Source organism: Cupriavidus sp. 01L45 (assembly GCF_056399885.1).
This window is the reverse complement of record NZ_JBFTSG010000017.1, coordinates 89,576-104,551: the sequence shown is the minus strand read 5'-3', so window position 1 is coordinate 104,551 and position 14,976 is coordinate 89,576. Positions and strand designations below refer to the sequence as shown.

The window sequence follows — 14,976 nt, the reverse complement described above, 5'->3', positions numbered from 1 at the left end:
TGGCCATGGAGACCGATCAAGAAAGCACACTGACCTACGCGCTGCTGGCGGTGCCGGCGCGCGCCGCCATCTGCCGCGCGCTGCTGGATGCGGGTGACGCTGGCATGCCGGCCTCCGAACTGGCCGTCGTGGCCGGGCTGAGCCTGCCGCGCGCCAGCCATCACTTCCAGGAGCTGACGCAGGCCGACGTGCTGGCGCTCATCATCCGGGACCGGCAGGTGATCTATGCACTCAAGGCACGGCGCGCGGTGAGCCTGGCGCTGGAGTATCTCGACAGTAGCGGACTCTAGTCGCTCCCGGCCCACACCAGTTGTTCAGCCGGCGCCGGTCAAGCTGTCCGGCGCAGGATGCGTGCCGAATTCGCGCGCCGTCTCGCGGGCAAGCGCGTGCGGCGCGCTTTGGTTTTTTGTCTCGTTGTTTATGTTGTTCCGTATTGAAATCAGGTATCTATGTCCGCACTGGAAAGTCTGTTTGTCGCCCTCGAAGAGCGGGGCTGGGCTGTTTCCGACGACCTTATCGACAGCACGCTGGCCGCGCGGCTGCATGACGAGAGCCGCGCTGCGTGGGAGGCCGGCCTGTTCCACCCGGCCCGGATCGGGCGAGGCGAAGAGACGGCACGCGACGCCGGCATTCGCGGCGATTCGATCCTGTGGCTCGACGATGCGCCTGCCGGCACGGCCAGGCAGGATTTCCAGGCGTGGGCGGTGGACTTTCGCGCGGATTTGAACGCCAGGTACTTCCTGGGTTTGAAGCGCGAGGAATTTCACTTCTCTCACTATCCCGTGGGCACGGCCTACAAGAAGCACATCGACCAGCATCGTGCGACCCTCCACCGGAAGATTTCGCTGGTGCTGTATCTCAATCCGCAATGGGACGAGCACGACGGCGGCGAACTCGCTCTCTACGCCCGGGACGGCGATGCCGCCGCACTGCACCGCGTGCTGCCGAAGCGCGCGCGGCTGGTGGTGTTTCGCAGCGACCTGGTCCCGCATGAGGTGCTGCCCTGCCACAAGACCCGCTGGGCGCTGACCGGCTGGTTTCGCACCGATCCCGCGTAGAACGCGCTTTATGTTCCAGGGGCTGCCGTCCCGCCAGCAAGTGTCCAATCCGAGCCCATGCACATGAGCCCACACCCGCAGTCGCACGAAGGCCATGCCGCCGCCAGCGGGCAGTTTTCCGCCGGGCTGGAAGCCCTGCTCAGATCGCATGCCATGCGCCGCCAGTTGGCGAAGGGCGAGGTGCTGTTCACCTACGGCTCCAACCCGGATGCGCTCTTCTGCGTCGAGCGCGGCGCCATCAAGGTCAGCAGCACGGCGCAAAACGGGCGCGAGGCTGTCCTCAGCCTGCTCGAAGCGGGGCAGTGGTTTGGCGAGGTCTCGCTGTTTATCGATGCGCATCGCGTGTACGACACCCGCGCCGCCGAGGCGAGCGAAGTGCTGGTGATTCCCGCGGCCACCTTCCATGCGCTGATTGCACGGGAACCGCGCTTGCTGATGGAATTCACGCAACTGATCTGCCGGCGCTACCGTAGCGCGCTGGAATGGATCGATGAGGTGATCCTGATGCCGTTCCCGGTGCGCCTGGCGCGGCGCCTGCTTGCCGTCGAGCACGCGCACGCGCTGTCGGCGCAAGGCATGCAAACGCAGGGCGGGCGCCCCGCGCTGAAGCTGTCCCAGGAGGAGCTGAGCCACATGCTCGGCGTGTCTCGCCAGAGCGTCAACCGGCAACTCAAGGACTGGGAGAAGCAGGGGGTGCTGCGCCTGGAATACGGACGCCTGATCCTGTGCGACAAAGCAGCGCTGCAGGCCATCGGCAGCGAGGCCGCGCCGGCACCATAGGCGTGGGCGGCATGGGCGGCATGTGCGGTGCGCATCCGCAACCGGCATCGCGCATCGTCGCAACATTGAAATAACCGGCGGCTAAGATCCGGCGGGGCCAGCAGATACTTCTCCCTCACGGGGATGGCAGGTTTTTTGACGAAATCCGTGTCTGCCTGGCCCCGCCCTCCTTGCTGTTGCGCGCTATTTCGAAGATGGGAGTTGCGCGCCGGCCTATTGGCGATCGTCCGCGGTCCCGGGATTGTTGCGTTTTCTGACGGTTGTTTTATTGCACCGCAAAATGTGTCCCGTTGGCCTTTATATAACGCGATACGGTATCCAGCGCCTATAATTATTGTGCGTCGCAGCAGTTCGCATGCGACCCTCGGAAGCCAGGATGGAGCGCGGCACGAAGCCACTGGTTTTCCGTCCTCCCGGCTTGTTCATGCATGCGCGCATGGCCACTACACGCCATGGCAGTGCCGGCGGCCTGCGTGTGCCGGTTTCCATCGCCCATCGCCGCAATGTGACGCCCGCCGGTCTCCACAAGACCCGTTCCGCGGCCGTGGCCGACCATCCGGACCTTGGCCGTCCATCAGCAATTAGCGATCAACAATCAGCAAGAGGAGCGCAATGTTGCCGTGTGAGCGATGCGAGCGCCAGGCCGGCAGGCCAGGACACCTGCCGCCCCACCCGGACCTGGAGGCCGCGCGGACAGACGCGCCGGCGGTGGGTGGCGCGGCCTATGTCTATCGATGCCGCCAGTGCGGCCATACCATGGTGCTGCGCAGCCCCAGCCCGGAAGTGCCGGACTATTGGGCGCTGGGCGGCGACGAGGCGCCCAGCGCCTGAGCGCCTGTCGGCAGGGCCGCCGCTCACCCTGTTGTTGGCGCCGCGGCGCCGTGCCATCATCGCGCAGCCGCGGGCGATGTCCTTGCCGCGCCGCATTCAACTGCCTCTCAACTTCAAGGCCGGCAAATTCCGCAGATGGATTGGAGCGATATCAAAGTCTTCCTGGCGATTGCCCGCGCCGGCACCCTCGGCGGCGCCGCGCGCATGACCGGGCAGACCCAGCCGACCATGGGGCGCAGGCTCAAGGCGCTGGAGGAGGCCGTCGGGCACGCCTTGTTCCAGCGCACCAGCGAGGGTTTCGTGCTGACCGACGAGGGCGCTGCCGTGCTCGCCCACGCGGAGCGCATCGAGGAGGAGGCCATTGCCTTCGAGCGCCAGTTGTCGGGCCAGGCGCGGGAACTCGATGGCATGTTGCGGATTTCGTCGTCGGACTGGTTTGGCGTGCACATGCTGACGCCAGTGATCGCGGACTTTATCCGCGCCCATCCGCGCGTCGCGGTGGAACTGGTGACCGATGCGCGCCTGCTCAGCCTGGCACGCCGCGAGGCCGACCTGGTGTTCCGCATCCGCGCGTTCGACGAACCCGATGTCGTGCAACGCAAGCTGATGCAGATGGACTACGCGCTCTACTCGGCGCCCGGTGTGGCGCCGCCGCGCCCCGGCGATGGCGAGGGCCATGCCCTGCTGACCCTGGATACCGGCCTGGCCGACCTGCCCGACGTGGCCTGGATGCGCAAGCTCCTGCCCGGGGCCAGGGTGGCGTTCGGCAGCAACAGCCGCGAGGCGCAGGCAAAGATGTGCGCGGCCGGCGCCGGGCTGGCGGTATTGCCCTGCCTGCTGGCCGAGCGCGTCGGAGGCCTGCAGGCCATCGATATGGGCGAGCCGCCGCCGCGGCGCGATGTATGGGTCGGCTATCACCGCGACCTGCGCCGGCTCGGACGGCTGCGTGCCTTCCTCGATGCCACCATCGAGCGCCTCGGCGGTGGCTAGCGCGGCGCGCGCTCAGTCCTTCGCAATTTCCACCACCAGCTTGCCGCTGGCCGTACCGTTTTCGATGGCCTGGTGCGCTTCGATCGCGTTGCCGAGATGCAACTCGCGCGGGTCGAGCCGCATGGTGAGCTTGCCGGCTTCGGCCAGCCGGGTGGCTTCGCGCAGGATTTCRCCATGATGGGCGCGGCCCTTGCCGGTCAGCAAAGGCATCAGTGTGAACACGCCCGAATACGTGGCGGCGCGGAACGACAGCGGCGCCAGCGAGTGCGTGCCCCAGCCCAGGCAACTGACCACATGGCCGCCATAGGTGCGCGCGGCCCGGAAGGCACTGTCCAGCACCGCGCCGCCCACGGTGTCGTAGACCACGTCGAAGCCTTCGCCTGCCGTATGTTCACCGACATACTGTTCGACCGATGCCGTCGCGAAGTCGATCGCGGTGGCGCCATAGCTTTCGATGATCTCCCGATGGCGGGCCGATCCGGTGGCATAGACCTGCGCGCCGAGCGCGCGTGCGATCTGTACCGCGATGTGCCCGACGCCGCCCGCACCGCCATGCACCAGCACCTTCTGCCCGGCCTGCACCCGCGCCCGGTCGACCAGGCCTTCCCACGCGGTGATGAACACCAGCGGCAACGCGGCGGCTTCGCGCATCGATAAATTGACGGGCTTGGGCGCCAGCAGGTCGGCATCCACCGCCGCGTACTGCGCGAGCGAGCCTTGCAGGCCGCCCACGCCGCCGGTCATGCCATAGACCTCGTCGCCGGGGGCAAAGGCCGTCACACCCGGTCCGACGGCTTCGACCACGCCAGCCATATCCAGCCCCAGCACGGCCGGCAAGGGGTGGCGGGCGTGCGCCGCATTGCCGGCGCGGATCTTGGTGTCGAGCGGGTTGACGCCGCTGGCGAGGATGCGCACCAGCACTTGGCCGGGGCCGGCCTCCGGCCTGGTCAGCCGGACGGTCGAGAACGGCGAGCCGGCGGCTTCGACGATGAGGGCCAGCATGGAGGCTTGTGACATGGTGAACTCCCGAAAGGAATGTCGTGGGTTGGTGTCACCATTCTTGGTTATGCGCAAATTTTCGTAAATCAACTAATTTGCACATGTTTCATGCGTATCTGCATGACTGTGGGTGCGGCTCGGGGCTGAATCAGGGCGTTGCCGCTCAACCTCACGCCTCCGGGCACAGGCTTGCGTGCGGAGGCAATCATTCGGACTTGCACAGGCATGGCTGACTCATCACCCGCGTACGTCCTGTCATTCTGTTGATCCCAATCAAACTGTCCCGTGTACCGCCTCCTACCGTTACCTTGCGGCGCGTCATTCCCGCGTTGCCTGCGGTGTTTCGGGGGGCGCCGATTCGCATTACAGTATCCAGGGGCGTGAATGGAGCAATGAGTGCAATGAGGATGAGGTTAGCGATTTGGCTCGTAGTGATAGCCGTTCTGTTGCCGGAGGGGGCCGTCGCCGTCGACTTCGGCAGCAAGGGCGGGCCTGAGCCTGCCAACATCGACAAACTGACCGATCTCCTTCGCGAGGATCCCTATGRTCTGGAGTTGCTGATCAGTTTTGGCACCTCCAAGGGCGGGTCGGCTGGCCATCTCGCCTTGGCGATCCGGGACGATGCGCCTGGCGACGATCTGGTCTACTCGGCCAACTTCTATGCCGACCGTACACGTAAGCACCAGAGCGGCTTCTACACCTCGGATCTGATGGTTGGCATCCCGAAGAAAGAGTACTTGTTCAAGACTGTCTCCTCGATCGCGGAAACGGCCTCGTTTGGCCTGGACTTCGGCGAGATCTACAAGCGCTCGGTCATCGGCGTGCGCGTCCGTGGCATACCGGCCAGCGACAAGGAGGCCTTGGTGGCTTACTTCAGGCGCATCAATGACGACTATCACCAGCGCGCCAGGAATACCGAGTATCACCGCGGCGAGATCAAGTACGACTACATGCGCCTCAACTGCGCCAAAACCGTCGGCGCCGCATTCAAGTTCGGGGCGGGCTACAAGGACCTGGAGGTCACCAGTGCCAAGGTCCTGTCCGGACGGCGGGTGGTGGCGGCCGCCACGGCCAACCTCCCCACCGAGATGGCGATGAAGCTCATCAAGGAGTGGGGCAAGCGCGGGTACGGCATGGACGTGGTGCTGTACAAGAAATACGGCGGCTCGACCTATATGGATCCGCACGAGGACGAAAAGGTGGCCTTCAAGGACCTGCCCAATCGTTTCCCCTCGGTCCTGTCCATGGATTTCCGCAGGGAGCAAGGCGCCTACGAGGACTTCGACAACCTCTTCGCCATGTATCTCCTCTACAACCTGGGCAAGTACAGCGTACGCGTGAACGAGCAGACGAGGCTGCTTGAGATTGAGAAGGACAAGCGACCAATGGCCTACCCGGAGGCAGCCAGACTTGCCACTCAGAGCGCCAGGTCGGACAGCGAGAATTTCCGCCGCCGCATCCCGTTTAGCCAGAGAGGGACAAGGATCGGGGAAACGCCGGATAACACGCACCTCTACGATTTCACTGACAAGGATGCCAGGACGGCGAAGCCCTAGAGATTAAAGCCACAGTCAGCCAGTCCACATGAAATTCCATGGTTGCCTCCCGGCGGCGCCAGCGCGCGGCTGTGCCGCCATTCCTCATAAGCCTCTGTATTTAAATGAGAATCTTGAAAGCCTGGCTGCGCCTCTGGCTGCGCGGGTTCAAGGTTGAACGAACTTCGGCATGAAGAATTTTGCCGGAGGAAGGGTAAACACGTATCAAGTCGCTGACTTGAAAACGTAAACCCCCGTCCCTATAATTAGCACTCGTCGGGCATGAGTGCTAACAGGCCTCGCCCGGCGCACCAATTCTGCTGGCCGTTAGTGCTGGCGGCCAATTTTGTGAACCTGAAATCACTTTTTGTACCAAGGAGTCCGTATGAATCTGCGTCCTTTGCACGACCGCGTGATCGTCAAGCGTCTGGACAATGAAACCAAGACCGCTTCCGGCATCGTGATTCCCGACAATGCTGCCGAAAAGCCTGATCAAGGTGAAGTGCTGGCCGTGGGCCCCGGCAAGAAGGACGACAAGGGCGCTTCGATCGTCCTCGACGTCAAGGTGGGTGACCGCGTGCTGTTCGGCAAGTATGCCGGCCAAGCCGTGAAGGTGGATGGCCAGGAACTGCTGGTCATGCGCGAAGAAGACATCATGGCTGTGGTGAACAAGTAATCCACGCACCCCATTCGTACCGATTTAGGAGATTCAGAACATGGCAGCTAAAGACGTAGTATTCGGCGACGCCGCCCGTGCCAAGATGGTCGAAGGCGTGAACATTCTCGCCAACGCAGTCAAGGTTACCCTGGGCCCGAAGGGTCGTAACGTTGTGCTGGAGCGCAGCTTCGGCGGCCCGACCGTGACCAAGGACGGCGTGTCCGTGGCCAAGGAAATCGAGCTGAAGGACAAGCTGCAGAACATGGGCGCGCAAATGGTCAAGGAAGTGGCTTCCAAGACCAGCGACAACGCCGGTGACGGTACCACCACCGCAACCGTGCTGGCCCAGTCGATCGTGCGCGAAGGCATGAAGTACGTTGCCGCCGGCATGAACCCGATGGACCTGAAGCGCGGCATCGACAAGGCTGTGGTGAACGCGGTCGAAGAGCTGAAGAAGCTGACCAAGACCACCACCACCAGCAAGGAAATCGCCCAGGTTGGCTCGATCTCCGCCAACAGCGACGAAGTGATCGGCAAGCTGATCGCTGAAGCGATGGACAAGGTCGGCAAGGAAGGCGTSATCACCGTGGAAGACGGCAAGTCGCTGGCCGACGAACTGGAAGTCGTGGAAGGCATGCAGTTCGACCGCGGCTACCTGTCGCCGTACTTCATCAACAACCCGGAAAAGCAAGTTGTCGCCCTGGACAACCCGTTCGTGCTGCTGTTCGACAAGAAGATCTCGAACATCCGCGACCTGCTGCCGGTGCTGGAGCAAGTGGCCAAGTCGGGCCGCCCGCTGCTGATCATCGCTGAAGACGTCGAAGGCGAAGCCCTGGCGACCCTGGTGGTGAACAACATCCGTGGCATCCTGAAGACCGCCGCTGTCAAGGCTCCGGGCTTCGGCGACCGCCGCAAGGCCATGCTGGAAGACATCGCCATCCTGACCGGCGGCGCAGTGATCGCCGAGGAAATCGGCCTGACGCTGGAAAAGGCAACCCTGCAAGAACTGGGTCAAGCCAAGCGCATCGAAATCGGCAAGGAAAACACCATCATCATCGACGGCGCCGGCGACGCAGCCTCGATCGAAGCACGCGTGAAGCAGATCCGTGCCCAGATCGAAGAAGCGACCTCGGACTACGACCGTGAAAAGCTGCAAGAGCGCGTGGCCAAGCTGGCCGGCGGCGTTGCAGTGATCAAGGTTGGCGCAGCCACCGAAGTCGAAATGAAGGAAAAGAAGGCACGTGTGGAAGACGCACTCCACGCAACCCGCGCAGCCGTGGAAGAAGGTATCGTCCCCGGCGGCGGTGTGGCCCTGCTGCGCGCTCGCGCTGCCATCGCCAACCTGACCGGCGACAACGCTGACCAGAACGCCGGCATCAAGATCGTGCTGCGCGCCATGGAAGAGCCGCTGCGCCAGATCGTGCTGAACGCTGGCGAAGAAGCTTCGGTCGTCGTGGCCAAGGTCATCGAAGGCAAGGGCAACTACGGCTACAACGCCGCCACCGGCGAGTACGGTGACCTGGTGGAAATGGGCGTGCTGGACCCGACCAAGGTGACCCGCACCGCGCTGCAGAACGCTGCTTCGGTCGCTTCGCTGATGCTGACCACGGATTGCGCCGTGGCAGAACTGCCGAAGGACGAGTCGGCTCCGGCAATGCCGGGCGGCATGGGTGGCATGGGCGGCATGGACGGCATGATGTAAATCTGCCGGCCTGCCAACCTGGCAGCCTGCTTTATCCGCATTACCTGTAGTAACAAAAACCCCCGCTGGCGCGAGCCGGCGGGGGTTTTTGCTTGTGCGCCGGTTGCCGCGCGGGCGACCGCTCCGGCGGCGTCAGAGTTCCACCGTGTAGCACCAGTCGAAAGCCGGGTTCTCCAGTTCGCCGGTCTTGCGGCGCACATAGCCGCGTGGGTTGCACACCACGCGGGCGTTTTCGAGGCGGTAGTCGAACCCTGTATGGGTATGTCCGTGGACCCACAGGTCGGCCTGCGCGATCAGGTCAGGCCGGCGCGAGATAAAGCCGCTGGAGACCAGGTCGTGGGAAAAGCGCGGGTCGAGGCTGCCGAGATCGGGGGCGTGGTGGGTCACCACCACCGTCTTGCCTTCGAAGGGCGTGGCGAGTTGCACGGCCAGCCAGGCGCTGGCCGCCTCGTGCCGCGCCAGTGCGTCGGCGGTGGTGAAGCGGCGCCGCTGGCCGTTAGCGTCCTCGACCTCGATCAGGCGATGGTCGACCATCACGCCGGCGCAGGCCAGCATCGACTCTTCGCGCCGGGCGGTGCCGAACAACGCGTAGTCGGTCCACCAGGTGGTGCCGATCACGCGGACCGGATTGCCCGCGAGGCTATCGAAATGGGCCACGGTATCGTTGAGCACCCGCACGTGCAGCGCCTCGCGGGCGGCTTCTTCCATTGCCGCATCCACCGGCCCGAAGGCACTCTCGTAGTATTCGTGATTGCCCGGCACATAGACCACCGGCCCGGAAAAAGTGCGCGCGGCCCAGTCGACGCCGGCACGGCCGTTGGCGATATCGCCGGCCAGCACCACCAGGTCGGCGGGGCAGGCGGGCACCGCCGCCGGCACATCGTGCTCGAGGTGCAGATCGCTGAGGATGCGGATTCTCATGCTGGCTCCATGCAATCCGTGCGCTGGCTCCGGGCACGGTTATGCGTGGATTCTTCAGAAAAGAGCGGGCCCGGTCAAGGCCGGGCTGTTAGGCGAACGCCAGGCACGGGCCCTGCGCTCAGAACAGACCCGGCAAGATGCGAAAGCGTACCTTGTCCCGATACGAACGATACGCGGGATCGTCGGACAGGAGTTTTTCCTCGCGCGCGACCCGGACCCCCTGCAGTACGAACTGCCCGGCATAGACAAGCAGGTTCTGCAGCCCAAAGTTCACAAGGAGGAAGCCGATGTCTGCAACGAGGTAGCCAAGATAGATCGGATGCCGCACGAAGCGATAAGCGCCGCGCGACACAATCCCGCGATTGGCGGGCAATATGCCGAACGACAAACGTAGCGACATCTTGGCGAAGATCTGCCACGCAAGCCCCGCGATCTGTAGCCCGGCACCGACCGCTTCGGGCACGATCCGCGTACCCGGAGCGAGCTGGACGGCAAGGAAGTAATAGCTGCCGCACAGCGAGCAGAGTATGGCGACAGGACTCCAGTCACGCCGGGCAGGTATCCGTACTATCAGCGACAGGCCAACCGTCAGGATCTCCGCCACCACGATGAGCAGCAGAGTAATACGCGTCGGGTCGGCGAGCCAGTGCTTGATCGCCACGCAGGCGAACATCACCAACAGGAACGCGGTACCGCCTCGCAGGCAGATCTCCAACGCTGCCTCGCGAAAACGCAGCAGCATCGGCACCACCGGCTCCCTCACAAGCTGGACGGTTTTACTGTCGAACATGATGCCCCTCGGGTTCCACTGCCAGTTGGCCCAATGCGCTGCGGAAACGCCTACTTGGAAATTCGCAGGATTTCTGATGCGAGTTTCGAAAAACACGGCTTGAGACCGCTGATGTTGGCGGCGTAGCAATAGATGCCCGCGGGCTGCTTGCTGTTGTACAGAGTGGCATCCGGTGTGTTCGCCATGTTCTTCAGCAGCGCTTCGTTGAAGCCGCCATTGCCATCCAGGCCGAGGGTGAAGATGTACACGTTGTTGTCGCGCAAATAGGACGCCATCTCCATCGCCACGTTCTGTGAAGCGTTACCGAGGTTCGTCGCGTTAAAGGTAGCCGCCACCGGCAAACCGGAGTTGGTGTTTGCCTCGCTGCCGACCACCTTGAACTTCAGCGTCGGATTTGTCTCCTGGCGTACGTCATAGGTCGGTGTCATGGCGGTCGGCCCGTAGGCGACAGTCGTGGTTGTTTGTGTATAGGTCCCTGCCTTGTTGCCGTTCCCGAGGCTTCCCGAGGTGTCGGTTGATGAACTCATCGCACATGGGCTCGGCATGGAAGCGGACTGCTTGTCGGGGTAATACAGTCCCGTGGGCGGGTTCGATGAGGCGCTGGCGCCCCCCGCGCAGGTCTTGTTGGCATTCACCGTGTTGCTGGTGTTGTTGACGGTCTGGGTGGTCGTGCACGTCTTGTTTTTGCCGTTGGTGCAGGTGACGACGTTGGTTGTCGTAGTCACGTCCGTGCGGGTACCCATGTTGTAGCTGGCGGCCAGCGTATTGGGTTCGCCATCCGAGAAGAACACGACAACGCGCAGGCTGGAACGGTTGGCCGTCGGAATCAAGTCGAGCTGCGCGCGCGCCTGGTACAACCCTTCCGCATAGTTGGTGGTGCCACCACTGGTCAGCTTGCTGATCGTGCTCTCCATGGTTGTGCGATCGAAGCCGCGCTGCGTCGTTTTGATTGCAATATCGGACACCGCACCGGCCGAAAAATGTACCAGGCCCACCCGGTCCTCGGTCGGGCTGAACTGATCCAGGAACGTGTTGGCGTTGCTCTTCACCGTGCTCCACACCGGGCCCATCGACCCCGACGAGTCAATCACGAAAATCAGGTCGAGATCCTTTCGGATCGACTGTGAAGTGGCGGCAACGGCGATATTGCTGAAGCCGAGCACCTTCATCAGCGTCAGCGGCATGGTTGCCGTCGCGGAAACCCCAATGGTGACTGCGCCAAGGGTTGGGGTGTCGAACTGTACCGAGGTCGTATCCAGCGTCGGTGTCGCACGCAGGTAGCCTGTGGGGAAGTTGGTGTTGAAGAAGTCCTGGGCGGCCTGTCGGGCGTTCGCGGTCTGGTCGGCCTGCGTACTGCCGCTGGTGACCGCCCTCGCTGCGGCGACGGCGGCGGAGTCGACTGCTGCGTTCAGCCTGGCCTTGATCACGTAGGCCATGCCAGCATCAATGGCGAGCCCGACGGTTCCCAGCAGCGCGATCATTAGCGCGGCAGCGATGAGGGTGATTTGTCCCCGCTGCTTGCCAGCATGTTGCTTCCTCATGGTTGCTCCTTGCCGTTGCGTCAGAATGAGGTGGCCGAATACAAATTGGGGCCGATATCCGGCATCTTCAGCACACCCATCGTCAGTCCCTTGAAGAACATGTCGAAGTTGTAGTAGGACTCGACCACGAAGACGATTTCGCCGTCGTTAAGCAGGCCGGCCATCGCATTAGCCGTGGGCGAGGAGGTGCCGCCGGTGGGCAGGCCGCTGCAGCTTCCGTCGCTCGCCCATGAGCCGCTGCCGGTGCCGCAGTTCCACACCTGGCTCCCTGGTACCGTGCCGCCCAGGGACCAGCCGCCTGTCCAGCGATACTGCTCAAGCACGATATTGCGCACGCAGCCTTTGCCGGCGCAGGTCTCGGCATTGCCCATGATCTTGGTGATGTAGATCATGCCGCGCTGGCTCATCTTCAAAGGCGGCGTGGTCTGGGCCAGCGTGTTCATGATGACCTGCGGTGTATAAGCCGAACTGCGCGAAGCCAGGTTGGCGCCCTCGCGCGTAAGGTTGACCAGGATCAGATTGGCCTGGATCGCCCGCGCGAAGTCGATCACCGGTAGCGTAAGGAAAATGAAGATGGGCAGCAGGATGCCGAACTCGATGCTGGCGATGCCGCGCGCGGCGCGCCTGCGGGGCAGTGGGCGGGTGCGTTTCATCAGAAGGCCTCGTTGCGCATGGTGGCAGCCACGCTGAAGTTGTACTTGCCGCCCGTGGATTTGAAGAAGGCTGCGACCATCGGCGTGAGCAGCGGCCACGAGCAGTTGACTTCGATCACCACGATGTCGCCGGCGCCGCCAAACATGCTGTTGCCATTGCTCTGGCTGGTACCGTTGACCCAGGTGCTGACCGTGGCGTTTGACATGTCGTAGACGCCCAGCGAACTGTCATGGATTTTCGCCAGCACGGCCTGGTAGCGCTGTGGCGAACTGCTCTGCCCGGTGATGGCGTAGCGTGCCCCTTCGCGCACGGCATGCTGCATGGTCAGATTGGCCCACATCATCGCGCTGAAGTCGACGATGGAGAACAGCAGGAGGAAGAAGAGCGGGGCCACTAGCGCAAACTCCACTGCGCTGGCCCCCCGCTGCCACCGTGATCTCTTGATTCCCTGGGTATGCATGGCTTAACCCCTTGTCTGTTCCTACGCTGCCGGTCTGGAGCACATGGCTTGTTCCCGTCAGCCGGAAGTACCCATCATGTAGGGGAACAGCGATCGATAGAACTGAATGGCGGGGGAGCCGAGCAGCACGACAAACAGCGACGGAAGGATAAAGAAGATCAGCGGAAAGAGTAGCTTGACAGAGATTTTCGCTGCACGTTCCTCGGCGTACTGGCGCCGCTTTACGCGTAGTGTATCGGCATGCACGCGTAGCGAATCGGCGACGCTGGTGCCGAAGCGGTCGGCCTGGATCAGCATGCTGACCAGCATGTCGACGTCTTCCACGCCGGTGCGCAGCGCGAGGTTGCGCAGTGCCTTCTCCCGCGAAAGGCCAGCGCGCAGTTCCAGCACAAGCAACTCGAGCTCCTCCGCCAGCGCGCCTTGCTGGCCGCGCAGTTCGTCCACCACCTTGAGCAGCGCCGCGTCGAGCGCGAGTCCTGCCTCGACACATACAGTGATCAGGTCAAGGGCATCGGGGAAGGTCTCGAATATTTGCTGCTTGCGTTGCGAGACGCGCCTGCGCAAGACCAGGTCAGGCAGGTAGAAGCCGGCAATGGCGATGGCCAGAAGGGCAGTGGGCAGCAGACGGGGGTTGTCCTCGCTGATTACTCCGCCCGTCAGCAAGAACAGCAGCAGCGGGAACGCCAGGGCCAGCGCCGTCTTCGCGGCAAAGTAGAGCGGAATGGCAGAGGAGTTGCGCCAGCCGGCGTTCATGAAGCGCGTGCGCATTGCGGAACCGTCCCAACCCTCCTTGGGTACCGCGAGCTTGGCCAAGGGCTTGGACACACGTTCCAGCTTGTGCATCCAGTTGTCCTGCAGCACTGACGGCGTACCGTCGCTGCCGGTAGCGGCCCTGGTTACCTGGGAGATGCGCCGCCGCAGTTCGTCGCGCTGCAGCAATGTCATGGCGGCCAGCGTTATGCCAAAGGCTAGCAGGAAAGTGAAGACCAGGATGAGAATTTGCTCGAGTCTCATGATTATGCTGGGCGGCGCCCATCCTCTTTCATGTTGGAACCGGCTATGCCTAGACGTGGATGCGTACGATCTTGCGCATCCATATCAGGCCAAGCATCATCAGGCCAACGGCATAGCCCACGATCCACGGGCCTACGGGATCTGTCGCCAGGGGCGTGAGGAACTCCGGGTTAAGCAGATACATTGCGCCAGCCAGGCCAAAGGGCAGCACCGACAGGATCACGCCGGAAAGGCGGCCCTCGGCCGAAAGCACGCGGACCTGGCCCATCAGCTTCATCCGCTCGCGGATGATGTGGCTGACGTTGCCGAGGATCTCCGCCAGGTTGCCGCCGGACTCGCGCTGGATCAGTACAGCGATCACCAGGTAGCGCAGGTCGGGCAGTGGCGCGCGGGAGGCCATGTTGTTCAAGGCGTCCTGCATCGAGGCCCCATAGTTGATCTCGTCGAAGGTAAGACGGAACTCGGCGCCCAGCGGGTCTGGCAATTCATCGCCGGCCATGTCGAGCGCACTGGAGAAGGAGTGGCCGGCACGCAGCGCGCGGCTCATCAGGTCGGCTCCCTCTGGAAGCTGTGCTTCGATCTGCTGCAGCCGACGGGTGCGGCGCTTGTTCACGAACCAAAGTGGTACCGGCAGCCAGCAAAGGGCCGCGACACTCGCCGGCAGGGCGGGCACGGCCAGGAATATGGCCGTGAGATACAGCGCCGCCGCGGGCAGCAAGGTGAAGCCGAGGAAGGTTGACACGTTCCAGTAGAGGCCGGACTGCATCAGCAACTGGTCCAGCGCGCGGACGCGCGGCAGCTTGCGCAGCAAGTTCGCGACGAACGCCGAACGGCTGAGCGTGCGTTCCTTCATGATGGACGAAGGCTCATGCTGCCAGGCCGCCTCTGCCACAGAGCGCAGGCGACGGCCCAGGCGTCGCGCGCCGGTGCTGTGCTTGCCTTGCCACCACAGGTAGGTGGTGACGATCAGCAGCACGATGGCGATGAAGAGCGCGAGGGCGAAGCCAGCGAGGGTTGTGTTCATGATTTGATCTCCTGCGCAG

The 14,976-nt window shown here is 63.3% G+C and carries 16 protein-coding genes; 8 read left to right on the top strand and 8 right to left on the bottom strand.

Features of this window, described 5'->3' with window-relative positions:
• Positions 1–5: 5 nt before the first annotated feature.
• The 5 genes from AC1DT6_RS13995 (at position 6) to AC1DT6_RS13975 (ending at position 3,659) form a co-directional block, all read left to right on the top strand.
• Positions 6–290: an ArsR/SmtB family transcription factor gene (locus AC1DT6_RS13995; RefSeq protein WP_045239210.1), complete on the top strand. Its 285-nt coding sequence runs from the start codon at positions 6–8 to the stop codon at positions 288–290.
• Between the two features lie 159 nt (positions 291–449).
• The gene (locus AC1DT6_RS13990) at positions 450–1,058 is read left to right on the top strand and encodes a 2OG-Fe(II) oxygenase (RefSeq protein WP_477102657.1); all 609 of its coding nucleotides are present in this window, start codon (positions 450–452) and stop codon (positions 1,056–1,058) included.
• Between the two features lie 63 nt (positions 1,059–1,121).
• Positions 1,122–1,838 carry a Crp/Fnr family transcriptional regulator gene (locus AC1DT6_RS13985; RefSeq protein ID WP_441626454.1) on the top strand — a complete coding sequence of 239 codons (717 nt, stop codon included), beginning with the start codon at positions 1,122–1,124 and terminating at the stop codon, positions 1,836–1,838.
• A gap of 612 nt (positions 1,839–2,450) precedes the next feature.
• Complete coding sequence (locus AC1DT6_RS13980) at positions 2,451–2,669, top strand: hypothetical protein (RefSeq protein ID WP_441626452.1); 219 nt, start codon at positions 2,451–2,453, stop codon at positions 2,667–2,669.
• 135 nt (positions 2,670–2,804) lie between these two features.
• A complete protein-coding gene (locus AC1DT6_RS13975) occupies positions 2,805–3,659 on the top strand; it encodes a LysR family transcriptional regulator (RefSeq protein WP_441626450.1) in 855 nt (284 codons plus the stop codon).
• Between the two features lie 12 nt (positions 3,660–3,671).
• Here AC1DT6_RS13975 and AC1DT6_RS13970 read toward each other — a convergent pair whose 3' ends face one another.
• Positions 3,672–4,676 (bottom strand): zinc-dependent alcohol dehydrogenase family protein, encoded by a 1,005-nt coding sequence (locus AC1DT6_RS13970; RefSeq protein ID WP_477102656.1) that lies wholly within the window; start codon positions 4,674–4,676, stop codon positions 3,672–3,674.
• 389 nt (positions 4,677–5,065) lie between these two features.
• Here AC1DT6_RS13970 and AC1DT6_RS13965 point away from each other — a divergent pair, with 389 nt between their 5' ends.
• The 3 genes from AC1DT6_RS13965 to groL all read left to right on the top strand — a co-directional run bounded on the left by AC1DT6_RS13965 (position 5,066) and on the right by groL (position 8,553).
• Positions 5,066–6,214 (top strand): YebO family protein, encoded by a 1,149-nt coding sequence (locus tag AC1DT6_RS13965; RefSeq protein ID WP_477114740.1) that lies wholly within the window; start codon positions 5,066–5,068, stop codon positions 6,212–6,214.
• Between the two features lie 364 nt (positions 6,215–6,578).
• Positions 6,579–6,869, top strand: a complete 291-nt coding sequence (groES, locus tag AC1DT6_RS13960) for a co-chaperone GroES (RefSeq protein WP_006160236.1) — start codon at positions 6,579–6,581, stop codon at positions 6,867–6,869.
• 40 nt (positions 6,870–6,909) lie between these two features.
• Complete coding sequence (groL, locus tag AC1DT6_RS13955) at positions 6,910–8,553, top strand: chaperonin GroEL (RefSeq protein ID WP_150988476.1); 1,644 nt, start codon at positions 6,910–6,912, stop codon at positions 8,551–8,553.
• 132 nt (positions 8,554–8,685) lie between these two features.
• Here groL and AC1DT6_RS13950 read toward each other — a convergent pair whose 3' ends face one another.
• The 7 genes from AC1DT6_RS13950 to AC1DT6_RS13920 all read right to left on the bottom strand — a co-directional run bounded on the left by AC1DT6_RS13950 (position 8,686) and on the right by AC1DT6_RS13920 (position 14,957).
• Positions 8,686–9,474 carry a metallophosphoesterase gene (locus AC1DT6_RS13950; RefSeq protein WP_477102654.1) on the bottom strand — a complete coding sequence of 263 codons (789 nt, stop codon included), beginning with the start codon at positions 9,472–9,474 and terminating at the stop codon, positions 8,686–8,688.
• A gap of 118 nt (positions 9,475–9,592) precedes the next feature.
• Positions 9,593–10,264 carry a methyltransferase family protein gene (locus tag AC1DT6_RS13945; protein WP_477102653.1) on the bottom strand — a complete coding sequence of 224 codons (672 nt, stop codon included), beginning with the start codon at positions 10,262–10,264 and terminating at the stop codon, positions 9,593–9,595.
• 50 nt (positions 10,265–10,314) lie between these two features.
• Positions 10,315–11,805: a vWA domain-containing protein gene (locus tag AC1DT6_RS13940; protein ID WP_477102652.1), complete on the bottom strand. Its 1,491-nt coding sequence runs from the start codon at positions 11,803–11,805 to the stop codon at positions 10,315–10,317.
• 20 nt (positions 11,806–11,825) lie between these two features.
• Positions 11,826–12,458, bottom strand: a complete 633-nt coding sequence (locus tag AC1DT6_RS13935) for a TadE family protein (RefSeq protein WP_477102651.1) — start codon at positions 12,456–12,458, stop codon at positions 11,826–11,828.
• Positions 12,458–12,919 carry a TadE/TadG family type IV pilus assembly protein gene (locus AC1DT6_RS13930; RefSeq protein ID WP_477102650.1) on the bottom strand — a complete coding sequence of 154 codons (462 nt, stop codon included), beginning with the start codon at positions 12,917–12,919 and terminating at the stop codon, positions 12,458–12,460. Before AC1DT6_RS13930 ends, AC1DT6_RS13935 begins: the two co-directional genes overlap by 1 nt.
• 57 nt (positions 12,920–12,976) lie before the next feature.
• Positions 12,977–13,933, bottom strand: coding sequence for a type II secretion system F family protein (locus AC1DT6_RS13925; protein ID WP_477102649.1), 957 nt, complete (start codon positions 13,931–13,933; stop codon positions 12,977–12,979).
• Positions 13,934–13,982: 49 nt separating this feature from the next.
• Positions 13,983–14,957 carry a type II secretion system F family protein gene (locus tag AC1DT6_RS13920; protein ID WP_477102648.1) on the bottom strand — a complete coding sequence of 325 codons (975 nt, stop codon included), beginning with the start codon at positions 14,955–14,957 and terminating at the stop codon, positions 13,983–13,985.
• Positions 14,958–14,976: the final 19 nt, after the last annotated feature.